We start from the raw sequence: 23,322 nt of genomic DNA on the forward strand, positions 1-23,322 counted from the left end.
TTGCGCAAGCTTGGCATAAAGGCGGGAGCGTCATTGAGGTCAAATTGGTGCAAGGATGCCACAGTCAGTTTTCGCCCTGATGCAGCTGATACACTTACATTTCAGAAGAATGGACTTGTTGCAGCGGGGGTCCTTGGCTAGGAGTATCCCCTGAATACTGTAGAACAAGTGAAACAGGACCTGTTTACAATGCGCCTGCCTACGATTTTGGGAATGATCCTGCTGACCGCCGCTCTTTCGGCATGTGGGCAGAATCGAAACACTTCGACAACGTACTCCCCCAACCTCGCTGGCGGCAATTCGGACGAACAGGAGCTGAATGATCCCGAGCGGACAACAATCTGGGATATTTTCGACCGCAGTACCGCCGAACAGACCACAAACGTAAACCGGTATCTGTGGGCGGCTTCTCTGGATGTGCTGAGTTTCCTGCCTGTGCAAGAGGTTGATCCGTTTACCGGTGTAATCGTAACGGGTTACGGCACACCTCCGGGCGGCGGCCGATCCTACCGGGCAACTGTTCACATCAGCGATCCGGCGCTTGCCGCGCGCTCTTTGTCGGTTGCGCTGCAATCGAGTGGGGGAGCTCCGGTAAGTGCAGCAACTTCCCGCGCAGTCGAGGATGCGATTCTGTCGCGTGCCCGGCAGCTACGCATAGCGGACAACAAGTTCTAGCAACCCGCCGAAAATCACAATATTACCACGCCGGGTTCCTACCCGGCGTTTTCATTCACGAAGGACCGCACAATGTCGCGCTACTCGGCCACCGAAATCGAAGCAAAATGGCAGGAGGCCTGGGACAAGGCCGGGATCTTCACCGCCAACCACAAGGCGGACAAGCCAAAATACTATGTGCTTGAGATGTTTCCTTACCCGTCTGGCAGAATCCATATGGGGCATGTGCGCAACTATACGATGGGTGACGTCATCGCGCGGCACAAGCTGGCAACGGGCCATAACGTGCTGCACCCGATGGGCTGGGACGCATTCGGGATGCCTGCGGAAAATGCCGCGATGGCCATCGGGGGTCATCCGAAGGACTGGACCTACAGCAACATCGCCGACATGCGCGATCAGATGAAGCCACTTGGCCTGTCCATCGACTGGTCACGTGAGTTCGCGACCTGCGACCCGGAGTATTACGGCCAACAACAGGCGCTTTTCCTCGATATGCTGGATGCCGGGCTGGTTTATCGCAAAAACGCTGTGGTGAACTGGGACCCGGTCGACATGACCGTTCTGGCCAACGAGCAGGTTGAAAATGGTCGTGGCTGGCGTTCGGGCGCACTGGTAGAGCGGCGCGAGCTGACCCAGTGGTTCTTCAAGATTTCGGATTATTCCGAAGAGTTGCTCGACGCACTGGACACTCTGGACAACTGGCCCGCCAAAGTGCGCCTGATGCAGGAGAACTGGATCGGCAAATCCCGTGGTCTGCAATTCGGCTTTGAACGCACTGACGGCGGAGAGCCGATCACCGTTTATACAACCCGCCCCGACACGCTGCTGGGCGCATCTTTCGTTGGCATCTCGCCCGATCACCCGATCGCAAAACAGCTTGAGGCCGAAAACCCCGAAGTGGCTGAATTTGTGGCCGAATGTCGCAAAGGTGGCACCACGGAAGAAGCCATAGAAACCGCAGAGAAGCTGGGCTTTGATACAGGCATCAAGGTCAAGCACCCGCTGGACCCGAGCTGGGAACTGCCGGTCTGGATCGCCAATTTCATCCTGATGGATTACGGCACTGGCGCAATCTTTGCCTGCCCTGCGCATGACCAGCGCGATCTCGACTTCTGCCGCAAGTACGGCCTGCCCGTGGTCGACACATTCTTTGCACTGGATGACGGCACGCCGGTCGACAAAATTGCATTCGTCCCGCCGAAAACCGAGAAGGTTCGCTGGGTGAATCATTTTGCAGGTTTGACCGAGGCGACAGGCGAGGAAGCCATCAACGCCACCGTCGATTTTGCTGAAAAAGCCGGTTGGGGCGAGGGTGTCACAAAATACCGCCTGCGGGACTGGGGCCTCAGCCGCCAGCGCTATTGGGGGTGTCCGATTCCCGTTGTGCATTGCGAAAGCTGCGGTGTGGTACCCGAGAAGAAAGAAAACCTGCCGGTCCGCCTGCCCGACGATGTGACATTCGACAAACCCGGCAACCCCCTGGACCGCCACCCGACCTGGCGCGATTGTTCCTGCCCCTCCTGTGGTGCTTCGGCCAAGCGCGAGACCGACACGATGGACACGTTCGTCGATTCGTCGTGGTATTTCGCCCGTTTCACCGCGCCGCGCGCGAAAACACCTACCGATCTGGCTGAGGCTGAATATTGGATGAATGTCGACCAGTATATCGGCGGCATTGAACACGCGATTCTGCATCTGCTTTATTCCCGGTTCTTTGCGCGGGCGATGAACCTTACCGGCCACTTGCCCAAAAAGGCCATCGAGCCGTTCGATGCGTTGTTCACGCAAGGCATGGTAACGCATGAGATCTACCAGACGCGCGACGCCAACGGCCGGCCGGTCTATCACCTGCCCGAGGATGTAACCAACGGCAAACTGGCCGATGGTACTGAGGTCGAAATCATCCCTTCGGCCAAGATGTCGAAATCCAAGAAAAACGTGGTCGATCCAGTTAGCATCATTTCAGCCTTTGGGGCCGATACGGCCCGTTGGTTCGTGCTGTCCGATTCGCCACCCGAGCGGGACGTGGAATGGACGGCGGCAGGGGCTGAAGCCGCCTATAAGCATTTGAATCGCGTTTGGAACCTGTGTGACAGGATCGGTGCCATGGAGGCCAATGCAGCGGGCGAAGGCGATGAGGACCTGTTGCGCGAGATGCATAAAACCATCCGTGACGTGACATTGGGTGTCGAAAGCTTTGGCTTCAATGCCGCCATAGCCAAGCTTTATGCTTTCACCAATACGCTGGCAAAATCCAAAGCCGGAGCGGCGGCTCAGAAACAAGCGATCAAAACACTGGCCCAGTTGATGTCACCGATGACGCCACATCTGGCGGAAGATATCTGGGCGCATCAGGGCGGTGAGGGCCTTGTGGCCGTCGCCCCGTGGCCCGTCGCGGATGAGGCGATGCTGGTTGATGACACTATCACCCTGCCCATCCAGATCAACGGCAAGCGTCGCGCGGAAATCAGCGTTCCGAAAGATATGGACAAAGCCGAGGTTGAAAATATCGTGCTCAGCACCGAAGCTGTCCAAAAGGCGCTGGATGGCAACGCGCCGAAGAAAGTTATCGTTGTTCCGGGCCGGATCGTGAATGTCGTTGTTTGATCGCAGAACATTGCTTGTGATGCCGCTGGTACTGGCTGCCTGCGGCTTTCAACCGGTTTATGCTCCGGGCGGGTCGGGTTCTGCCTTGTTTGGCCGGGTGGCGGTGTCTGCGCCAAATACCGTCGAAAGCTATCTTCTGGTTCAAAACCTTGAACACCAACTGGGCCGCAGCGCGGGATCTGTCAGCGATTACACTCTGGATGTTCAGGTCTCGACCGAAACCCGCGGCGCGGCCATAACCACGACGAACGAGACAACGCGGTACACGATTGATGGACGGGCGCAATACGCGTTGAAATCCAACGAAACCGGGCAAGTCGCGGCGTCCGGCACCGTAACCGATTTTGTGGGCTATTCTGCTTCGGGCTCTACCGTGTCGACGCTGGCTGACGAACGCGATGCGAAAGAACGCCTGATGGTAATCCTGTCCGGGCATATCGTGAACCGCCTGTATTCTACGCCGGGCTTGTCCAAATGAAGTTGAGCCCGCGCGAGGCTGACGGGTATTTCGCCAAGCCGGATGCGGACAAGACCGGGCTGCTGATCTATGGTGCGGATGCCATGCGGGTGGCGCTTAAGCGGCAACAGGTTCTGGCCGCACTGCTTGGTCCCGGCGCGGAAGAGGAAATGCGCCTGACCCGCCTGCCGGGTGGTGACTTGCGCGGCGATCCGGCGTCGCTGCTGGACGCGGTCAAGGCGGTTGGGTTTTTCCCCGGCCCGCGCGCGGTGTTTGTGGAAGACGCCACCGAAACCGCCTCGCCTGCGATTCTGGCTGCGCTTGAAGAATGGACCCCCGGCGACGCTCAGATCATCGTGACGGCTGGTCAGCTGAAACCAAATTCGAAAATCCGCAAAGCGTTCGAGGGGCATCCCGCAGCCTATGCAATAGGTATTTATGACGACCCGCCATCGCGCGCAGAGGTCGAACGGGTTCTGGCCGAAGCACATCTGAAAAACATCCCCCGCGATGTCATGTCTGCCATCAGCGAACTGGCCAACAGTCTCAGCCCCGGTGACCTCACCCAAACCGTTGAAAAACTGTCGCTTTACAAGCGCGGTGACAACTCTGAGCTGACAATGGAAGACATCGAAGCCTGCGCCCCGCGTTCGACCGAGGCGGCGCTTGACGATGTGCTGAACGTGGTTGCCGAAGGCCGCGCCGGAGAGATCGGGCCGCTGATCCGGCGGTTGCAGGCTCAAGGCACCAACGGGGTAACTCTGTGCATTGGGGCGACCCGGCATTTCCGCACACTTTATGCCTGCGCCTCGGATCCGGGTGGTGCTGCGCAGGGTATCGGTAAGTTGCGCCCGCCGGTTTACGGCAAACGCCGTGACCGTATTCTGCGTCAAGCACAGGGCTGGGGGGCGCCCAAGTTGCAAACAGCGCTGACCGTTCTGACAGACACCGACCTGTCCCTGCGATCCGCCGGACAGACAGCCCCCTCAATGGCTCTGGTTGAGCGTGCTATGATTCGTCTGGCGATGCTTGCGCGGTCGCGCTGAGTTATCTGACCTGATCCAGCCAATCGGCAGCGGCCCGGCCGGCCCAGCGGCCAGTCGCAAGACAGGCCGTCAAAAGATAGCCCCCGGTTGGCGCTTCCCAGTCCATCATCTCACCGGCGCAGAACACGCCTGGCATGGACGTCAGCATCAGCCCGTCATCCAACGCGGATCGTTTCACACCGCCTGCCGTCGAAATGGCCTCATCCATCGGTCGCAGCCCCGCGTGCAGGATTGGCAGTTTCTTGAGGACCGCCACGTTGCCCGGCAGCGGCAAGTGACTGCGTTTTGCCATCTCGTGAAACACGGCAATCTTCTGCGGTGACAGATTCAACGACTTTCTCAACCATTGCGAAAACGTGGTTTTCGACTTTTTGGAAGACCATCGCGCCTGCAAGGACTGCTGGTCCAGATCAGGCACCAGATCGACACAAAGTGGCTGCCCTTTGCGCAAGGCAGGGGTGAGAGTGTAAAGCCCCCCTCCCTCCAGCCCGGTTGCCGAGATCGCAGCCTCGCCGCGGCTTTCCAGGCCACCGGCCATCCACCGAACCGATTTCAGCGCTGCCCCGAAATGTGGCTGCATATGAGGGCTCCAGTCCACAGACAGGGCTGAATTCGCAGGTTCAAACGGTGCCAGATCCACGCTCCTGTCGGACAGGATTTGCGCCCAATGACCATCCGACCCAAGGCGGGCCCAGCTTGCCCCGCCCAGCGCCAGTACGGTTACAGCAGCGGTTAGGTTTTGCGGCCCGTCCGGGGTGTCAAATACCAGCGCATCAGCTTCCCAACCTTTCCATCGCCAACGGGTTCTGATCTCAACCCCTGCTGCGTCCAGTCGCGCAAGCCATGCGCGCAACAAGGGCGACGCCTTCATGGCCTCAGGAAAAACCCGCCCGGTAGAGCCCGTGAATAATGTCTGGCCCAATCCACGCGCCCAGTGTTGCACGGCTTGCGCATCAAAGGCGGTGATCATCGGGCGCAACCAGTCCGCCGCATTGTTATACGACCGCATCAGTGTCTCAGGCGGTTCGTCCTTTGTCAGGTTCAGCCCCGATTTACCTGCCATCAGAAATTTGCGCGCAACCGAAGGTTTGGCTTCGGCAACCAGTACGGAATGCCCAGCCTCGGCCAGTTGCTCGGCCGCCATCAACCCTGCGGGGCCTGCTCCGATCACCACTGCCTGCACCATTCGCACCCTCTTGCCTTCGCCATCCATCGGCGCAAGTTTCAAACCATCATGGCGAACAACGATCCGATCTGCCCGCTCTGCGACCGCCCAATCCCCAGCGGGGGTGGCAGCCTGCATCATCTGATCCCAAAACTCAAAGGAGGCAAGGGCGGACCCACCGTTCTTCTGCACCAGATTTGCCACAAAGAGGTCCATGCCACCCTGACCGAGGCCGAACTGGCGCGCAGTTACAACACGGTCGCAGCCTTGCGCGCGCATCCCAGGCTTGAGAAATTCCTGATCTGGGTGCGTAAACGCCCACCCGGATTTCGGTCGAAAGTTCCGGGCAAGCGACGCAACAGGTGATCAGCCCGGCAGGACCGGATCGCCAAAGGCGTCTTTCAAAGGTGCGGCCAACCCCTCGACTACTATTCCCCGGTAATCCGGTACGGGCGCAAACTGCGCACCCGCAAGATGCTGGAATTCCAATGTCGTATACGGCCGCTTCCACAACCATTCGCGATTCTCGATGGCCCACAAATCGGGGTTTGGAGGGGTTTCGTCGGTAAAGGCGTAAAAATGCAGATCAAAGCCATGTGGGGCCACCTCCTGCATTGACAGCAAGGACATGCCTTGCGCGCGCCAAAACGCGCCCTCACCCGCAATATCACCGGTCCGAAGGGTTATCTGACCGATCCGGGCCTGCGCAAACGGAGCATCTGGATATGCCACCTGCGCCAGTTTGTTACCTTCGAAATCATGCTGCAGCAATTCGATGACAAACCCTTCGGGATCAGCCAGATGGCACATATACCCGATATCCAGAAACTGGCTCGGCGTGCTTACCGCAGTACCCAGCGCGCGCAGATGCGCTGCCGCAAGATCGACATCAGGGACGGTTATTCCGATCTTCCAATATCTTTGGCCCCGGTCATGGGTGTATCCGCCACCACCCGGCAATAGCAGAAGGTCCGCATCTTCCGAGTTGTAGCCGACGCGGTAACCTGACCCCTGCCGGTCAACCCGCATACCCAGAACGTCGCGATAGAATACGGCCAGTCTTTCCGGGTCAGCGACCCGCAACCGAACGGCCGAAATCCTCATGAACACATCCTTGCGATGTCCGCGGCGACAACGGGGTCAGCGTTCACGCAGTCTGTCACAAACTCACGCGCGGTTTGCATCAGGTGATCGGGCTCGACGATCCGGTCAACCAGACCAAAGTCATAAGCCTCTTGCGCGGTGATTTTCTGACCTGCCATCAGGATCAACTTGGTTCTGGCCGGACCCACCAATGCCGCCAACCGTTTCGGATCGGAAGGTTGCGGCAGAAACCCCAGCTTCATCACCGGATAGAAGAACTTGGCTGTTGGCACCGCAATGCGAAGGTCACAGGCCAAAGCCATGCCATTGGCCCCACCAGCCAAAGTTCCGTTCAACGCGGCAATGGTCAGACAGGGCAATGCGGCGATGGCACCGGACAGTCTTTCCCAGACGTCAGAGGTGGCCAGACCGGCGCGCGCCTCGTCCAGATCGGCCCCCGCGCTGAACACTTTGCCCGCGCCCGTCAGTATCAGCGCCCGCGCGCTGGTTGCGGCCTCGGCAATCCCGACCAGTTCATTCAGCATCGCTTCGGTCAGGGCGTTTGCCTTTTCGGGATTGTTGATCGTAACAACCCACAGGCCATCCTCTTTCGTCAGGTCGATCATATCAACCCGACCCTTTTTCTGATGTCTTCCAGGCGCAGCGATATCTCCGTTCCCAAATATTCATCCGCGTCCTTGGAACACATCCACAACAGGGCACGTGCTGGCCAGTCTGCGGGAATATGCGCGTCCCAGTCCAGTTGACTGACCGGATTGATGCCGCTTGCCTTGATGGACCGCTGCATATCCGTGGCAACCGTCCCCGGCGACAGCCCCATGGTGCGAATACCGTGTTGGGCTTCTTCCAGATGCAGGCATTCCGTCAACATTTTTGCCCCGGCCTTTGACGCGCAATAATGGCTCCACGCCTCAACCGGGTTGGACGCCGCGCCGGACGAGACGGTCAGAATGCTTCCGCCCCCGGCGGCCCGCATCACCGGCAATGCCGCACGCATCCCGTAGAAAACACCTTTGAGGTTGATGTCGATGGCTTTGCTCCAGGCCTCAGGATCGGCGTTGGTAAGATGAAAGATCGGATCAATCACACCGGCATTGCCAATCAGAACATCCAGCCCACCGAACCGATCCACACATGTGGCCACAGCCTGCTCGACCTGCGCGAAATCGCTGACATCGCAGGCCAGCGCGATGGCCTGATCACCCAGTTCAGCGGCCAAGGCATCAATCTGATCTCGGCTGCGGGCCACTAATGCGACATTGGCCCCGGCTGCGGCAAAAACGCGCCCCGCTTCGGCCCCGATGCCACGGCTGGCCCCGGTTATCAGAACTGTTTTCCCCTGCATTCGCCTCTCCTCACGCATTGTTATCGATCCCGGCAACAGCCGTAACGCGGAAACGGGGAAATGGTCCAGCCCTTGCCCCCTTGACGATAGGTGCCACAACCCCGACCATGCGCCGCAAATTGATCAAGAAGGGTTACCTTATGTCCGTTTTCTTCCACCGCAGCTGCGGTGCTGTTCTGGCTTACGCCGTTGCGACCCAGGGCGCGTTCGCCGACCTTACTGCAAATGATGTCTGGTCCGACTGGCAAAGCTATTTCACTTCAATGGGCTACACCGTTACAGGTGACGAAAGCATCACCGGTGACGTCACCACTATTTCGAACATGACACTTTCTTTGACCTTTCCGGAAGAAGACGGGCAGTTCCAGATGGTCATGCCTGAAATGACGCTGACCGAAAATGGTGACGGAACCGTTACCATCGGACTGCCCGAAAGCTTTCCCATGGATGTCACGGGAAAAGCCGATGATGAAGAGTTTGCAGCCAAAGTGATTTATTCGCACAGCCAGCTGAACATGGTCGTTTCGGGTACACCCGAAGACATGACTTATGACTACACCGCTGACAAACTGGGCATTGCGCTGGATTCGATTGAAGTCGATGGCGAACCGCTGCCGAACGAGGTTTTCAGCATCGCGGTCGAGGCAGGTGATCTGGCCGGTCGGTCGCGGATGCAAATCGGCGAACACCGAAACATCACCCAGACATTCAACAGCGATACACTGACCTATGACCTGAACTTTCAGGATCCGGAAAACGGTGAAAGCGGGCTGATCAATGGCCAACTGGGCCAACTGGCCTTTGAAGGCGAAAACGTGATCCCGCTGGATTTTGACATGTCTGATCCGCAGGCGTTTTACCAAGCGGGTTTCGCCTTTGATGGCACGTTTACCTATGCATCCGGCAGCACCGATCTGAGCGGGACCAGCGAAGGCCAGGCGTTCTCGATGAACAGCACCTCGGAGGGTGGACGCTTTGCCGCCAGCATCGACGCCGAGCGTATCGCCTATGACATCGCGCAGAACAGCACCAAACTGGCGGTTACAACAGCAGACCTGCCATTCCCGATCGAGTTGTCCATGGCCAGCGCAGGGTTGAATTTCGAATTCCCGATCCAGCAATCGGACGAAATACAGCCCTTCGCCTTTGGCCTCAACATGACCGATTTCACCATGTCTGATGTCCTGTGGGGCATTTTTGACCCGGCAGGCGCGCTGCCCCGCGATCCGGCGACAATTGCGCTGGACACGACCGGCACGGCAAAAGTTCTGATGAACATCTTCGATCCAGAAATCGACGTTGAGTCGGACGAAGCTCCGGGCGAGCTGCATTCGCTGAAAATCAGCCAGCTTCTGGTTTCGTTGGTTGGCGCCAAACTGACCGGCGATGGCGATTTTGCCTTCGACAATTCTAACACTGAAGAGTTTGGCGGAATGCCCAGCCCAAGCGGCGTGGCGAACCTGAAACTTGTTGGCGCAAATCAGCTGATCGATACGCTGATCGGCATGGGCCTCATTTCGGACGACGATGCGCTGGGCGCGCGGATGATGATGGGTCTGATGGCTGTCCCCGGCGATGAGCCTGACACCCTGAACTCGACCATCGAATTCACCGAAGACGGCCAGATTTTGGCGAATGGCCAGCGTATCAAGTAATACCCATCTGAAAGGGCCGCGCAGTGCGGCCCTTTCCATTCCTGTAATTCTTGTCCAAACCCTGTAGCGGCATGGATTTATCACGATCCACACAGCACAATCCGGTCACAGGTCTTGCGGGGCGGGCGGTGCAAGGCTAGGTCCTTGGCAATCAACCCGGAGACCTCATGACCCGCTCACCAGAAGATATCAGCCAACAATTGCTCGATGTTGCTCGCCGGGCAGGCGCAGAAGCGGCAGATGCCATCGTTCTCGAAGGGTCCTCGGTCTCGGTCGATGTGCGAGGTGGCGCGCTGGAACACGCGGAACGCTCGGAAGGCGCTGATCTGGGTTTGCGTGTGTTTCTGGGTAAACGCTCAGCCATTGTGTCCAGCTCTGACAGCCGCCCAGAAACCCTTGCGGCGATGGCCGAACGCGCTGTGGCCATGGCAAGAGAGGCGCCCGAGGACCCCTATTCCGGGCTGGCCGACAAAGGCCAACTGGCCAGTGACTGGGATATTAGGTCACTGGAAATGCTGGACACCGCCCCGCCCCCGTCGGCAGAAAGCCTGATGCAGGATGCGCTGGCCGCCGAGGCCGCAGCACTGACGGTAAAAGGCGTCACGCAGGTGTCGGATGCGGCTGCAAGCTACGGAACGCACCGGGTGCATCTGGCGGCTACAAACGGGTTTTCCGGTGGGTATGAGCGCAGCAGCCGATCCATCTCATGCGTTGCGATCTCGGGTGAAGGCACCGGGATGGAGCGCGACTATGACGGTGACAGCCGGACGTTTCAATCCGACCTGCGCGACGCGGCTGAGATTGGGCGCTCCGCAGGGGAACGCGCTGTGCAACAGGTTGGCGCGCGCAAACCGGCGACCGGCAGTTTCCCGGTGTTGTTTGATGAACGTATCTCGTCTTCGCTGATCGGGCATTTGCTGGCCGCCAGCAATGGGGCCGCGATTGCGCGGGGCGCGTCGTGGCTGAAGGATTGCATGGGGCAAGAGGTGCTGCCCGCGCATCTGTCACTGATCGAAGATCCGCACCGCCCGCGTATCTCTGGCTCGCGCCCATTTGATGCCGAAGGCTTGCCCACGCAGCGCCGGGTAATCGTGGAAAACGGTATCCTGACGGGGTGGACGCTGGATCTGTCGAGTGGCCGCAAGCTGGGCATGGTCTCCACAGGCAACGCTGCGCGCGGCGTATCCGGCCCACCCTCGCCCAGCAATTGGAACCTGAGTCTGACGCAAGGGACCCGCAGTCGCGAAGATCTGTTGCGCGATATGGGCACCGGTTTGCTGGTCACGTCCATGATCGGATCGACGATCAACCCCAATACGGGCGACTATTCCCGTGGTGCATCGGGGTTTTGGGTCGAAAACGGTGTGATCACGCATCCTGTCAACGAATGCACCATCGCAGGCAATCTGCGTGATATGCTGCGGCGGATCATTCCCGCCAATGATGCGCGACCATATTTGTCGCGCGTGGTTCCGTCGCTGTTGATCGAAGGAATGACACTTGCCGGCAACTGATCTGCCCCTTCTGATTGAGGCGGCACTGGAGGCCGGCAAGATCGCTACACGCTATTCCGGGACGCAAGCACAGCGTTGGGACAAACCCGGTGGCGCCGGTCCGGTGACCGAGGCCGATCTGGCCGTCAACGCGATGCTGGAAGAAAAACTGTGCGCTGCGCGGCCGGGCTATGGCTGGCTCAGCGAGGAATCCGAGGATTCGCCCGAGCGGCTGAACCGCAGCTACGCCTTTATCGTCGATCCGATTGACGGCACCCGCAGCTTTACAGAAGGCGCGCGCACCTGGGCGCATTCGCTGGCTGTTGCGGTGGATGGCATTGTGACTGCCGCTGTAATCTACCTGCCGATGCGCGACTTGCTTTATGCTGCGGCGCAAGGTCAGGGCGCGACTCTCAATGGGCAAAAGATCACGACGTCGAAAACGCCTGAGCTACTGCAATCTCAGGTTCTGGCCGCCAAACCAAATCTGGATACACAGCACTGGCGCAATCAGAATGTTCCAGCCTTCCACCGCGCATATCGACCCTCGCTTGCCTATCGCATGGCGCTGGTCGCGCAGGGGCGGTTCGATGCCATGCTGACCCTTCGCCCCAGTTGGGAATGGGATATTGCCGCTGGCGATCTGATCATCCGAGAGGCGGGTGGCGTCTGTTCAGACCGTTTGGGTCAACCGCTGATATTCAACAATGCCCACCCCAGGCTGAATGGCGTCGTCGCCGCCAGCACTGCGATCCACGCGCAACTGGCAGCTCAGCTGGACCCGATCGGGCCGGGAATCGGCGCATGAGCAAACCGCGCTCATTAAGCCTTGCCGCTTATCGGGTGCTGTCCTGGAGAATGCGGAACGGTGTTGGTGTAAAAACCGACCTGCCACGCCCCGAAGGCGAAATCGTGTGGATGCACGTCGCCACGCCTGACCGCCTGCGGGCGGTGAGTGATTTTTGCCGCCGGTTGCTTCAGTCCCGATCCGAGCTGCACTTTCTGCTGACCGCCCCGCCGGACGCGGATCTGTCTGCCTGGCCGGAATGCAATTTTCCCCTGATCAACCTGCCTCAGGAGCAGAGCGGGGCCGCGCGTGACTTTATCGAATACTGGCGCCCAGGAATCGGGATTTGGGTCGGCGGTGATCTGATGCCCAACATCATAACCCGAGCCGATGAACAGGCCGTGCCCTTGGTGTTATTTGACGCCCAGTTTACCGTTGCACTGTCCCGGAACGCGCGCTGGCTGCCAGACATAACCAGAGTGACCTTTAGTTGTTTTCGCAAGATATTGACTGCAAACTCTGAGACCGCCCGACACATCCGGAGACTTGGCATCCCGTTTTCAACAGTCGAAGAATCGCCACCTTTGCGCATCAGCCCAAATCCAAGACCTTGGCCAGAAGACGAGCTGATCGAAACCAACCACACGCTGGCAGGGCGGCCTGTTTGGCTGGCTGCCTGGGTGCAGGACAAAGAGTTCATTTCGGTTCTGACAGCACATCGTCAGGCATTGCGCCTTTTGCACCGGTTGGTTTTGGTACTTCACGTCGCCGACGTTCACGAGGCCGCCCCCCTAAGACGGCGGCTAGAGACGATGGATTTACGCTGTGTCAACTGGGACGATGGTGACTTGATCGAAGACAGCACGCAGGTCGTTCTGACTGCAGACCCCGAAAATCTGGGGTTGTGGCACCGCGTGTCGGCAGTGACGTTCATGGCCAGTTCAATGGAACGCGGCGCAGGTGGTCAGGACCCGTCCGACGCAATCGCGCTGGGGTCCGCCATAATTTCTGGACCATTCGTGCATCGCCATCACGAGCTTTACGCCCACCTTCAACAGGCAGGGGCAGCCAATGAGGTCAAGTCAGCAACCGAGTTGGGCGATGCCGTCGTACAGCTTCTGGCACCAGACCGCGCCGCTGACATGGCTTTGGCTGGATGGCAGATAATCACCGAAGGTGCGCCGCAGGCAGACACCCTCATCGAAATGGTGCAGGATATTCTGGACCAGCGGAGCGCAGATCATGCGGGCACCTGATTTCTGGAACAGTCCTCCGGACCAGCCGGATCTGAGGGCGCGGCTTCTGGCCCCGCTGGGCCGCCTTTATGCTGCGGCGACGGCCCGCAGGATTGCCTCGAAATCAGGGGAAAATCCCGGTGTGCCCGTGATCTGCATCGGCAATCTGAATGCAGGAGGAACCGGGAAAACGCCCACCGTGATCTGGACCCTCGAACAACTGGGTAATGCCTGGCACAAGCCCCATGTCGTGACACGAGGACATGGCGGGTCACTGGAAGGCCCGGTGCAGGTCGATCCGGGCAGGCACTCCGCCGCCGAGGTGGGGGACGAGCCGCTGTTGCTGGCGATGTTTGCCGAGGTCTGGGTTGCCAAGGATCGGGCGGCGGGCGCGCGTGCAGCGGCCGCAGCGGGGGCAACAGTGATCGTTCTGGATGATGGCTTTCAGAACCCTTCGGTCGCCAAGGATTTCTCGATTATCGTTGTGGACGCCCAGCGCGGATTTGGAAACGGCTTATGCCTGCCAGCCGGTCCACTGCGAGAGCCCGTCGATACCGGCCTGCAACGGGCCGATCTTGTACTATCCCTGGGGGAAGAGGCGGCGCAAAAGGTATTTGCCAACAACTGGAAAGGCCGGTTGACCGTTCCTCATGTCACCGGGGCAGTCGAACCCCTGCAAACCGGTATGGATTGGTCAGAAACGCGTGCGTTGGCGTTCGCAGGCATCGGCTATCCCGAAAAGTTCTTCCAAACCCTGCGACGGCTGGGTGTGGATCTGGTACGGGCCGAGGCGTTGGACGATCACCAGCCGTTGACACAAGCCCTGATGACCCGACTGGAAAACGAGGCGCGTTTGCTGGACGCTCAGATGGTCACCACCGAAAAAGACGCCGTTCGCCTGCCCCCCGCTTTCCGAAGCAAGGTGATCACTTTGCCGGTTCGGCTTCAGATTTCAGATGCCGACAGGGTCAGGGACATGCTTTTGAAAGCCGCCCCTTCACCAAAGTAAACCAGGCTGGCCCCGGCGAGGCCAGCCGGGGTCGGGTCAGCTGCCGAGCTCTGCTTCGATCAGCTTTTTGAAATCCGCGTAGGACTGATTGTCGACTTTCTTGCCGTTCACGATGAAGGACGGGGTTGCCTGAATTCCATCGCGTTCAGCGTTTTCCTGATACCACGCGGCCAATGTCCGCGCCTTGGTGCCATCCTGCAAACAGGCCTCAAGCTGGTCGCCATCGATACCTGCCAGACGACCGATCTTGCGCAGTTCATCGACGATCTCGGCCGGACCTCCTGCGCGCGTCCATTCTGACTGACCTTCATAGATCAGATCGGTGATGCCAAAGAATTTCTCGGGACCGGCGCAGCGGGCCACCATTGACGCCCACAGACCGTAGCGATCAAAATAGACCTCACGATAGGTGAACTTGACCTTACCAGTATCAATGAAATCCTTCTTGAGCTGTTTATACGCGCTCTTGTGGAAATTCGCGCAATGCGGGCAGGTGTAGGATGCGTATTCGATGATTTCGACAGGCGCGCCCTCGGCGCCCTGAACCATGTCAATGATGGTGGATGTATCCAGGTCCGCCTCTTGCGCCTCGGCGGCGCTGACCAGCGGAAAACTTGTGTTGGAATTTGACAGCGACACCCAATAGCCGCCTGCGGCCACGGCGACGGCCGCACAGATTACGGTTGCAATACGGCTCATTCTCAGCCCTTTCTCAGCGTTTCTGTTTGGATAAAACGTTGCGCCCAAGACGTTCAAGGGCCGCGCGCAAATCTTCATCATTTACACTGCGTGACACTTTGTCTGCCTCGGCTGCAATTTCAGGTGCAATCTCGGGTTTTGCTTGCTTCGGTTTATGGTCGAAACTGGCCTGCCCCTCGGCAAATCCGGTCGGAGCGGTCTGAGTAATGCGGACACGGCTGATGGCATTGTAACCGTAAACCGCGTTCACTTTACCACGCAGCTGTTCCTTCTGCATTTCCAGCATCGGGGCCTGCGGGCCTGTGGTCAGAACGGTCAGGGTCGCGCCGAAACCACCTTTGCCATAGCCGACACTGACTGGGCGTGCGATAGCGGCGGTATCCTGACCCACGATCTCGGCCCAATGGGTCAACAGACGGGACACAGCAAAGCCCCGGCTTTCCCCGGCGCGCCTGATCTGGTCATTCAGCAAAGACGCGGTGCGCTTGAACCCGCGGGTTGACGAACGTCTGCGTTGCATCTGGTTTCCAACTCCTGCACCGCTATTGTAATAGGCAGAACACCGGGTGCCAGCGAAACCTGACAGGGAGACGAATAAAACTTGCGTGATTCCTTTGAATTCACCGTCAGCGCTGCGCTTCTGGAGTGGTATGACCACAACGCTCGCGCCATGCCATGGCGCACAGGACCGGCAGAGCGCGCCGCCGGGGTGCGCCCTGACCCTTATCGGATCTGGTTATCCGAAGTGATGTTGCAACAGACGACTGTAGCAGCGGTGCGGGATTACTTTCTGCGCTTCGTGACACGTTGGCCTACGGTTCAGGCGTTGGCCGCCGCGCCGGATGAGCAGGTCATGGGGGAATGGGCCGGCCTTGGGTATTACGCACGTGCGCGAAACCTTTTGAAGTGCGCCCGCGTTGTGACGCGGGATCACAATGGTCAGTTCCCCGAAACTTATGATGCGCTGCTGAAGTTACCCGGAATCGGCCCTTATACAGCTGCGGCAATCTCGGCCATTGCCTTTGATCAGCCTGAAACAGTTCTGGATGGCAATGTCGAACGCGTCATGGCCCGATTTTACGACATTGATGCGCCGCTGCCCGGCTCGAAACCCCTGCTGAAGGAAAAAGCTTCAGCGCTGACACCCTCTTCTCGGCCCGGTGACTACGCACAGGCAGTCATGGATCTGGGGGCCACGATCTGCACACCGAAATCCCCGGCATGTGGCATTTGCCCGCTGCGCGATCCATGCCAAGCGCGGCTTGCGGGAACACAGGCTGATCTTCCCCGAAAAACACCGAAAAAGCCCAAACCCACCCGTCACGGTCACGTTTACATCGCGCGCATGCCAGATGGGGCCTTGCTGCTGGAGCGCCGACCGGACAAAGGTTTGCTGGGCGGAATGCTGGGCTGGCCCGGATCGGAGTGGGCTGACGATCCGGGCGAGCACCCCCCGCTTGCGGCAGATTGGAAGATGGTGCCGGGCGAGGTGCGCCACACTTTTACGCATTTTCATCTGATTTTAAGAATCTGGACCGCAGAAACCACCGGTCAGTATGTTCCCGATCATCTGATCGCAGTGGGAAAGCACAGCTTCAAACCCAGCGACCTGCCCACGGTGATGCGCAAAGCCTATGATCTGTGGAAAGGACAATAAGACCGCTGTGCATTCCCTGGCCTCGCGGCTAGGCTGTCCCCATCTAGTAGGAGCACCAGAGATGAGCGCAACAGTCTCGTTGGCACGCTGGCAATCGGCATCACCCTTCTGGGTGTCCCTGCTGTTGATCCCACTGATCTGGTTCACTGCTTTCGCGGGCGGATGGTGGGTTCTGCTGATCCCGATCTCGACCTGGTGGGTCTTTGCCGTGCTGGACCGGATCACCGGGCTCAACGTGGAAAATGCGGACCCCGAGACGCCGGACGATGCTCTACAACGGTACATCCTGCTGACCAAGCTTTGGGCACCCCTTCAGTTCCTTACCCTGTTTGGCCTGATCTGGTACGCGAGCCACGGCAGTCAGCTTTCGACGCCTGAGAAAATCGGCCTGTTCTTTGGTATGGGTGTTATCTCGGGTACGGTCGGTATCAACTACAGCCACGAGCTGATGCATCAGAAAAGCCGTTGGGAACGCTGGCTTGGCGATATCCTTCTTGCCATGGTGCTGTATTCTCATTTCCGGTCCGAGCATCTGCTGGTCCATCACCGTCATGTGGGAACGCCACGCGATCCGGTGACGGCGCGATACAACGAAGGGTTTCACCGCTTTTACCCTAGGGTGTTGCGGCAAAGTCTGGTCTCGGCCTTCAACGCCGAACGCGGAAAACTGGCCCGCAAGGACCGCCCCTGGACCGACCGCTCCAACCCGTTCTGGCGGTATTGGGCGTTGCAAGGGGGAATGCTGGCACTGGCGGCGCTGGTCGGAGGATGGTCCGGTCTGGCCCTGTTTCTGTTGCAGGCCGGTGTCGCGATCTGGCAGCTGGAACTGGTCAACTACGTTGAACATTACGGGTTGACTCGGAAACATCTGGGCGACGGGCGGTATGAGCACGTCCTGCCCCGACATTCCTGGAATGCCTCGCAGAAAGCTTCAAACTGGTTGCTGATCAATCTGCAACGCCATTCGGATCACCATTACAAACCAAACCGCCGGTTCCCGCTGCTTCAACACCACACGCCCGAAACGGCACCGCAACTGCCCTATGGCTATCCCGTCATGACTGTGGCTGCGATGATCCCACCGCTGTGGCGACGGGTCATGAACCCACGGGTCCGGGATTGGCGGCGTCAGTACTACCCCGAGATCACCGATTGGCACGCCTATAACAAGGCCCTGAACCCCGCACCTGATGCGTAACCGATGCACCGCCCGGCCCATCAGGCTCGGCGCTTTGGGTACTGTTCTGGCGAGGTGTAAGGTCTTCAGCCTTTCATCACCCAGATATCCATCGGTGTTTCCACGCCGCGCACAGATTGATCGGTAAGCTCTGCAAAACCAGTCATGGCGACAGGCGCAGACTGGTTTTCCTCTGCAATCCGCGCGCGCACGGCATCGCTGACCACGATACGCGCCTGTAAATCACGCGTCAGCGCCTCGAGCTTGGCCGCGACGTTGACGGCATTCCCGATGACCGCGAATTCAAGCCGGTTCGCACCAATGTCGCCCAGCACGACCGAGCCATAGTGCACCCCAATCCCGACGCGGATTTCAGGCTCTCCCGCCCGGCGGCGGTCCAGATTCCATCGGTCGATCACGCTGACCATCGCGCGCGCACATCCCAGCGCGTTGCTTGCGTCCAACGGCGTGGGCACCGGGGTGCCAAAGGTCGCCATCAGCCCATCCCCCAGATACTTGTCCAGGGTCCCGTGGTGACGAAAAACCTCGGTTTCCATGCGGGCGTGAAAGCCCCGCAGCACTTCGATCACATCATAGGGGTCACGACCGGCGGCGTATTTCGTGAATCCGACGATGTCGATGAACAGAACGGCCACATTCTCTTTTCGGACCTGTTTCAGCGGCTCGTCATTCTGGCTCAGCTCCTCTACCACGTTGGGCGAGAAATAGCGTGACAGGTTGGCCCGTTCCCGTTCCAGCCCTGCATTGCTCATCAATAGCCGGTTCAGCCGTTGCATCGAAAGGCCCAAAGTCACGGCCACCATCATGAACACGATTGCCTGCTGGATGCGCTGAGGCGCCATGAAACTGTTCGGATCCAGAAGCTCGGCAACATCCGGGTAGTCTTGCAAAGCGGTCGCAACTTTTTCGCTGATCCCGGGAATGGGCGTTGCGACCCACCAGGCAACGATCCACCCGATCGTCCACATCATCGCCGTCCAGGTCCCGATGGCGATCACGGTCCGCCAGGAATAGGCCAATGTGCCTGCCGCCAGAATGATGAAGAAGTACTGAAAGTTGTCGAACCGGTATTGCATGGCCAATGGCCTGACATCATCGCTGAAGGGATTGGGTACGATCATCCCAAGTGTCATGATCAGCAGGTCGACGAAAATCAAAAACAACTCGCCCCGCGATTGCCCGACACGACCTGCACGGCGGATCAACCACCCGTTGCCGCAGATCAGCAGCAGAATGAAGTGATACCAAAGCACCTCCCATTGCGGGTTCAGAAAAACCAGCAGCACCGCAGTCAGCGCCATCGCCACCCATCGCGCACGCACAGCCAATTCCAGACCCTCGCGCTTGTGCCGTTCCAACGCGGCCTCGGTATATTTGTTGTCCAGATCAAACGCATCGGGCTGGGTGAAAAACAGGCTTCGGCGGGGCTGTGCGGTCGTCTCGGTCATGGCCGTGGTCTTTCTTGCGGAGGCTAGGCAGCCTTATGCAATCACTGTTGAAGGCAAAACAAAAGACCCCGCCGGTTGATCGGCGGGGCAAGGCATAGTGCCATGTGTCAGGCCACAGGCACCGGCGGTGTTCGTGAATTCAGTTGTGCATCTCTGCGCGGATCTGTTGCCGCAAGATGTCAATCGGTACGGTCTTGCCGTCCCGCTTGAAGCACCAGTATGTCCAGCCGTTGCAGGACGGGGCGTTTTCCAGATGCGCGCCGACCTGATGGATTGACCCTTTGACATTGTCACCCACCAGCGTTCCATCCGCACGCACCTTTGCCTTGTGGCGCTGGTTCATGGAATAAAGCTCTTCACCCGGGCGCAACATCCCGCGTTCGACCAGTTGGCCGAATGGCACGCGTGGCTCGGCACGTTTGCTGGCACTGACTTCCAGAGCTTCGCGATCAAACTTGCGGACCTTGGCGATGCGTTTTTCAGCCACCTTGCGATAGCTTTCCTCTCGCTCGATACCAATGAACTCGCGCCCCAGCATCTTGGCGACGGCCCCGGTGGTGCCGGTGCCAAAGAACGGATCCAGCACCACATCGCCAGGGTTGGTCGAGCCGACCAGCACGCGGTGCAACAGCGATTCCGGTTTTTGCGTCGGATGCGCCTTGTCGCCGTTTTCATCCTTGAGCCGCTCATGCCCGGTGCAGATCGGCAGCACCCAGTCGCTGCGCATTTGCACACCCTCGTTCAGGGCTTTCAGCGCCTCATAGTTGAAGGTGTATTTCGCGCCTTCGCGCTTGGACGCCCAGATCATCGTCTCATGCGCATTGGTGAACCGTTTGCCGCGGAAATTCGGCATCGGGTTCGACTTACGCCACACAACGTCGTTCAGAATCCAGTATCCGGCGTCCTGCAGCGCTGACCCCACGCGGAAAATGTTGTGATAAGACCCGATCACCCAGATCGCACCATTGGGTTTCAGCAGACGATGCGCCGCCTTCAGCCATTCGCGCGTAAACTGGTCATACGCCCCGAAGCTTGCGAACTGATCCCAGTGATCATCCACCGCATCGACCTGGGAATTATCCGGACGATGCAACTGACCTTTCAATTGCAGGTTATACGGCGGGTCCGCAAAAATCAGATCCACTGACGCCTCGGGCAGACTGTTCATCACATCGATGCAGTCCCCGGATAGAATCGTGTTTAAAGGGAGCGCTCTTGCGCCCTTTTTGGTGGTTGTTGTCATATCACTGCCTCAAGTGTCCACGGCGCTTTTGCGCTCATTTGGTTGAGACAAGGATGAGTCAAAGTCGATTCGCCGTCAAATTCTTTTTTGAATCAGCAGCTTACGATTTACTCTTGATACAAGATATTGTGCACCGGTTTGAACGAACGCCTATGGTGTGGGGTCACGCCAAGATTTCGCAGCGCTTCCTTGTGTTGTTTTGACGGATAGCCTGCGTTGGTTTCCCACCCATAACCCGGATGCTGTTGCGCTAAATCCACCATCACCTGATCGCGCCAGTTTTTCGCCAGGATCGAAGCAGCCGCGATCGACACCGATCGTGCATCGCCCTTCACAACGGCCTGTGACGGAAATCTCAGACCCTGCGGAATCAGGTTGCCATCGATCAAAAGGAAATCAGGTGCCGGGGTCAACGCCTCCACCGCGCGCATCATCGCCAAGTGCGACGCCCTCAGGATATTGACCTCATCAATTTCGGCGACAGAGGCTTCGGCCACCGCGAACTCAGCAGTGTCCCGAATCTCGGCGTCCAGCACGGCCCGGCGTTTTGCGGTCAGCTTTTTTGAGTCATTCAACCCGTCAGGAAAGTGCTTCGGGTTCAGAATCACGGCGGCAGCCACAACCGGCCCGGCCAATGGGCCGCGCCCGACCTCATCCACACCGGCGATACGGATGTGGCCCATGTCCAGCAGCGCCTGCTCAAGTTCGAAGTTTGGCATTGTCATGCCCTTGGCAAACCGCGTTTCGCGTAGCACCGCAAGAAGAAAAGAGAGGGCGGCGCACACCACCCTCTCTCTCACGGCACTTCTTTGGCGCCGTTCCTGCTCAACCCGAACTACTGATAAACGACGCGGTATCCCTTCTGGCGCAGGCATGCAGGTTCATAGGCCCGCCTGACCTTTTTGCCATTCCAGAAACCGACCTTGCACTCTTGCGGCAGGCTATTGGCATGTTTGTAATGTTTCTCGAGGCATTTCGGCCCAAGCAGCGGATGGTCCTGCGAATACCCATCATAGGTGCGCAGGCAGCGCTGGGGCAGGTCGTAACGCGCCACATGCGGCGGCAACGGACGCACCGGCTGCGTCACATGTGGTGTATGGGTATAGGTCTGTTGACGCGTCGCCCGATCCTTTTTCTTTTCCTTGTTATAGTAATGAACGCCGGCACCAATAATAGCGATGGCCGCCAGCCCCCCAAGAATGTCCTTTGCGTCGGCCGCCTTCGCCTGAGAAGCCGACACACCGGTAATCGCAACCGCGGTCGCAATGATCAAAGCGATGAATTTCTTATGCATGATGCCTGTCCTTTCGGATGTTCGTGCGACCGTATGACGGACCGCGTGCTGATTGCCCTGAAAGTGGGGGCACCTGCCCCAGACAAGCAATAACGGCCCGGTGTTATCGGATATCAGGGGCAGCAAACCCCTTGGGTTATTGAATATCGCGGCAACTCATGCGCAGGATGCGGCCTATGAAACAGATCCTCTCTTCTCTGACCTTTGCGGCCCTGTTATCGCTTGGTTCTGCTGCGACAGCGGCAGATTGTTATGCGGACTACAAAGCCAAGAAGGACAACCCGCTGCGTTTGCATTACGGCGTCATGCAGGTCACAAGTTGCGACAAGGGGCAGGCCCGGGCAGAAATCGCCCAGCGCCTGAACGCGTCGGGTTGGACCTTGCTTGAAGTGCAGTCCGTTTTCGGGCCGGAAGGGTTGGATCAGAGGAAAGGCAATGCCGGACAATTCTATCTCCGTTTCTGATGCACGCCGGTCGGGTGTCCGTCTGGTTGTGCTGGGCATCGCGGCCATTGTCGTCATTCTGATCACCGCTGCCGTTTTCCTGTTCTGGACCTTGCCGGACGCAAATGCGTTCAACGCACGTGTCGAGCGGCTGTTTGTCGAGGCCGATCTGACGTCACAGACTGAGATTCGCCTGCTTGAAATTCTGGCCCAGTCTGGCACCGCCTTTGCTGACACCCTGTCCGGTTACCGGATGGTGATCTATGTGCTGCTGGTTTTTGCCAGTGCGATGATGATCTCGGCACTGGTCTTTCTGGTGATGCTGGTCTTGTTGAACCGACGCATGGCACAGATCGAACGTACCGGCATTCAGGTAACGTCGCTGCTGATCAGTCGCGAAGAAAACACTGTCTACCTTAACAACATGGATTTCAAACTGACGCCCGCCGCGATGGAAACCTTGTCGATTCTGGCGGAATCCCGGTTGGATGACGAGGTATTGTCCGGCGCCCAGATCGAGGCCATGATTTCCGGTCGCGATGCCGCCGATTGTGACGAAGCCGCGGGCGCAACACGGATCAAGCGGTTGCGCGACGCGCTTGGCAACCAGATGGTCAGCGAACTGCTGGTCAAGAATATTGCCAAGAAGGGGTATATGCTGTCGATCGAGAAGGACGTCATTCAAATGGTCTGACGTTTTGACGCGTCGCTCGCGCCCGGTAAAATCCCGTTGCGGCCTCTTGGAATGTCAGGTGGAAA

24 protein-coding genes are annotated in these 23,322 nt (G+C 58.6%); 14 read left to right on the forward strand and 10 right to left on the reverse strand.

Annotated elements, in window-relative coordinates; translation table 11 throughout:
- The first annotated feature begins 189 nt into the window (after positions 1-189).
- The 4 genes from ACR0AP_RS08620 (at position 190) to holA (ending at position 4,788) form a co-directional block, all read left to right on the forward strand.
- Complete coding sequence (locus tag ACR0AP_RS08620) at positions 190-675, forward strand: DUF3576 domain-containing protein (RefSeq protein WP_209504982.1); 486 nt, start codon at positions 190-192, stop codon at positions 673-675.
- A gap of 72 nt (positions 676-747) precedes the next feature.
- The gene (gene leuS / locus ACR0AP_RS08625) at positions 748-3,285 is read left to right on the forward strand and encodes a leucine--tRNA ligase (RefSeq protein WP_480506424.1); all 2,538 of its coding nucleotides are present in this window, start codon (positions 748-750) and stop codon (positions 3,283-3,285) included.
- Positions 3,272-3,763, forward strand: a complete 492-nt coding sequence (gene lptE / locus ACR0AP_RS08630) for an LPS assembly lipoprotein LptE (RefSeq protein ID WP_267364334.1) — start codon at positions 3,272-3,274, stop codon at positions 3,761-3,763. The genes leuS and lptE overlap by 14 nt, the downstream gene beginning before the upstream one ends.
- Positions 3,760-4,788 carry a DNA polymerase III subunit delta gene (gene holA, locus ACR0AP_RS08635; protein ID WP_480506425.1) on the forward strand — a complete coding sequence of 343 codons (1,029 nt, stop codon included), beginning with the start codon at positions 3,760-3,762 and terminating at the stop codon, positions 4,786-4,788. The genes lptE and holA overlap by 4 nt, the downstream gene beginning before the upstream one ends.
- A 1-nt stretch (position 4,789) precedes the next feature.
- Here the strand turns inward: holA and ACR0AP_RS08640 are convergent, their stop codons facing one another.
- Positions 4,790-5,974, reverse strand: a complete 1,185-nt coding sequence (locus ACR0AP_RS08640) for a TIGR03862 family flavoprotein (protein ID WP_480506426.1) — start codon at positions 5,972-5,974, stop codon at positions 4,790-4,792.
- Between the two features lie 48 nt (positions 5,975-6,022).
- Between ACR0AP_RS08640 and ACR0AP_RS08645 the strand changes: the two genes are divergently transcribed.
- Complete coding sequence (locus ACR0AP_RS08645) at positions 6,023-6,319, forward strand: HNH endonuclease (protein WP_209599595.1); 297 nt, start codon at positions 6,023-6,025, stop codon at positions 6,317-6,319.
- Here ACR0AP_RS08645 and ACR0AP_RS08650 read toward each other — a convergent pair whose 3' ends face one another.
- Genes ACR0AP_RS08650 through ACR0AP_RS08660 form a run of 3 tightly spaced genes read right to left on the reverse strand, consistent with a single transcriptional unit; the run spans position 6,320 to position 8,402 of the window.
- Positions 6,320-7,057 (reverse strand): VOC family protein, encoded by a 738-nt coding sequence (locus tag ACR0AP_RS08650; RefSeq protein WP_480506427.1) that lies wholly within the window; start codon positions 7,055-7,057, stop codon positions 6,320-6,322.
- Positions 7,054-7,662 carry an enoyl-CoA hydratase/isomerase family protein gene (locus ACR0AP_RS08655; protein WP_480506428.1) on the reverse strand — a complete coding sequence of 203 codons (609 nt, stop codon included), beginning with the start codon at positions 7,660-7,662 and terminating at the stop codon, positions 7,054-7,056. Before ACR0AP_RS08655 ends, ACR0AP_RS08650 begins: the two co-directional genes overlap by 4 nt.
- Positions 7,659-8,402 (reverse strand): SDR family oxidoreductase, encoded by a 744-nt coding sequence (locus ACR0AP_RS08660; RefSeq protein ID WP_480506429.1) that lies wholly within the window; start codon positions 8,400-8,402, stop codon positions 7,659-7,661. Before ACR0AP_RS08660 ends, ACR0AP_RS08655 begins: the two co-directional genes overlap by 4 nt.
- A gap of 140 nt (positions 8,403-8,542) precedes the next feature.
- On the opposite strand from ACR0AP_RS08660, the gene ACR0AP_RS08665 reads away from it, so the two are divergent.
- The 5 genes from ACR0AP_RS08665 (at position 8,543) to lpxK (ending at position 14,581) form a co-directional block, all read left to right on the forward strand.
- Positions 8,543-10,057: a DUF2125 domain-containing protein gene (locus ACR0AP_RS08665; protein WP_480506430.1), complete on the forward strand. Its 1,515-nt coding sequence runs from the start codon at positions 8,543-8,545 to the stop codon at positions 10,055-10,057.
- A gap of 167 nt (positions 10,058-10,224) precedes the next feature.
- Complete coding sequence (locus tag ACR0AP_RS08670) at positions 10,225-11,571, forward strand: TldD/PmbA family protein (RefSeq protein WP_480506431.1); 1,347 nt, start codon at positions 10,225-10,227, stop codon at positions 11,569-11,571.
- On the forward strand, positions 11,558-12,358 hold the full coding sequence (locus ACR0AP_RS08675) for an inositol monophosphatase family protein (protein WP_480506432.1): 801 nt from the start codon (positions 11,558-11,560) through the stop codon (positions 12,356-12,358). Before ACR0AP_RS08670 ends, ACR0AP_RS08675 begins: the two co-directional genes overlap by 14 nt.
- Positions 12,355-13,593 (forward strand): 3-deoxy-D-manno-octulosonic acid transferase, encoded by a 1,239-nt coding sequence (locus ACR0AP_RS08680; RefSeq protein ID WP_480506433.1) that lies wholly within the window; start codon positions 12,355-12,357, stop codon positions 13,591-13,593. Before ACR0AP_RS08675 ends, ACR0AP_RS08680 begins: the two co-directional genes overlap by 4 nt.
- The gene (lpxK, locus tag ACR0AP_RS08685; protein ID WP_480506434.1) at positions 13,580-14,581 is read left to right on the forward strand and encodes a tetraacyldisaccharide 4'-kinase; all 1,002 of its coding nucleotides are present in this window, start codon (positions 13,580-13,582) and stop codon (positions 14,579-14,581) included. Before ACR0AP_RS08680 ends, lpxK begins: the two co-directional genes overlap by 14 nt.
- 36 nt (positions 14,582-14,617) lie before the next feature.
- Here the strand turns inward: lpxK and ACR0AP_RS08690 are convergent, their stop codons facing one another.
- A complete protein-coding gene (locus ACR0AP_RS08690; RefSeq protein WP_480506435.1) occupies positions 14,618-15,280 on the reverse strand; it encodes a DsbA family protein in 663 nt (220 codons plus the stop codon).
- A 13-nt stretch (positions 15,281-15,293) separates the two neighbouring features.
- Complete coding sequence (locus tag ACR0AP_RS08695; RefSeq protein WP_480484125.1) at positions 15,294-15,800, reverse strand: DUF721 domain-containing protein; 507 nt, start codon at positions 15,798-15,800, stop codon at positions 15,294-15,296.
- 81 nt (positions 15,801-15,881) lie between these two features.
- Here ACR0AP_RS08695 and mutY point away from each other — a divergent pair, with 81 nt between their 5' ends.
- Together mutY and ACR0AP_RS08705 are read left to right on the forward strand one after the other, a co-directional pair.
- Positions 15,882-16,937, forward strand: a complete 1,056-nt coding sequence (gene mutY / locus ACR0AP_RS08700; RefSeq protein WP_480506436.1) for an A/G-specific adenine glycosylase — start codon at positions 15,882-15,884, stop codon at positions 16,935-16,937.
- 61 nt (positions 16,938-16,998) lie between these two features.
- Positions 16,999-18,135: an alkane 1-monooxygenase gene (locus ACR0AP_RS08705; protein WP_480506437.1), complete on the forward strand. Its 1,137-nt coding sequence runs from the start codon at positions 16,999-17,001 to the stop codon at positions 18,133-18,135.
- Between the two features lie 65 nt (positions 18,136-18,200).
- Here ACR0AP_RS08705 and ACR0AP_RS08710 read toward each other — a convergent pair whose 3' ends face one another.
- The 4 genes from ACR0AP_RS08710 to ACR0AP_RS08725 form a co-directional block, all read right to left on the reverse strand.
- The gene (locus ACR0AP_RS08710) at positions 18,201-19,583 is read right to left on the reverse strand and encodes an adenylate/guanylate cyclase domain-containing protein (RefSeq protein WP_480506438.1); all 1,383 of its coding nucleotides are present in this window, start codon (positions 19,581-19,583) and stop codon (positions 18,201-18,203) included.
- A 139-nt stretch (positions 19,584-19,722) separates the two neighbouring features.
- Positions 19,723-20,826 (reverse strand): DNA methyltransferase, encoded by a 1,104-nt coding sequence (locus ACR0AP_RS08715; protein ID WP_480484129.1) that lies wholly within the window; start codon positions 20,824-20,826, stop codon positions 19,723-19,725.
- A gap of 107 nt (positions 20,827-20,933) precedes the next feature.
- Positions 20,934-21,551, reverse strand: a complete 618-nt coding sequence (locus ACR0AP_RS08720) for a ribonuclease HII (protein WP_480506604.1) — start codon at positions 21,549-21,551, stop codon at positions 20,934-20,936.
- Between the two features lie 110 nt (positions 21,552-21,661).
- A complete protein-coding gene (locus ACR0AP_RS08725; RefSeq protein ID WP_480488575.1) occupies positions 21,662-22,120 on the reverse strand; it encodes a hypothetical protein in 459 nt (152 codons plus the stop codon).
- A 176-nt stretch (positions 22,121-22,296) separates the two neighbouring features.
- Here ACR0AP_RS08725 and ACR0AP_RS08730 point away from each other — a divergent pair, with 176 nt between their 5' ends.
- Together ACR0AP_RS08730 and ACR0AP_RS08735 are read left to right on the forward strand one after the other, a co-directional pair.
- Positions 22,297-22,584, forward strand: a complete 288-nt coding sequence (locus ACR0AP_RS08730; protein ID WP_480484131.1) for a hypothetical protein — start codon at positions 22,297-22,299, stop codon at positions 22,582-22,584.
- Positions 22,556-23,257, forward strand: a complete 702-nt coding sequence (locus tag ACR0AP_RS08735; RefSeq protein WP_480506439.1) for a winged helix-turn-helix domain-containing protein — start codon at positions 22,556-22,558, stop codon at positions 23,255-23,257. Before ACR0AP_RS08730 ends, ACR0AP_RS08735 begins: the two co-directional genes overlap by 29 nt.
- Positions 23,258-23,322 lie beyond the last annotated feature (65 nt).

This window comes from Ruegeria sp. AF7 (genome assembly GCF_056541885.1).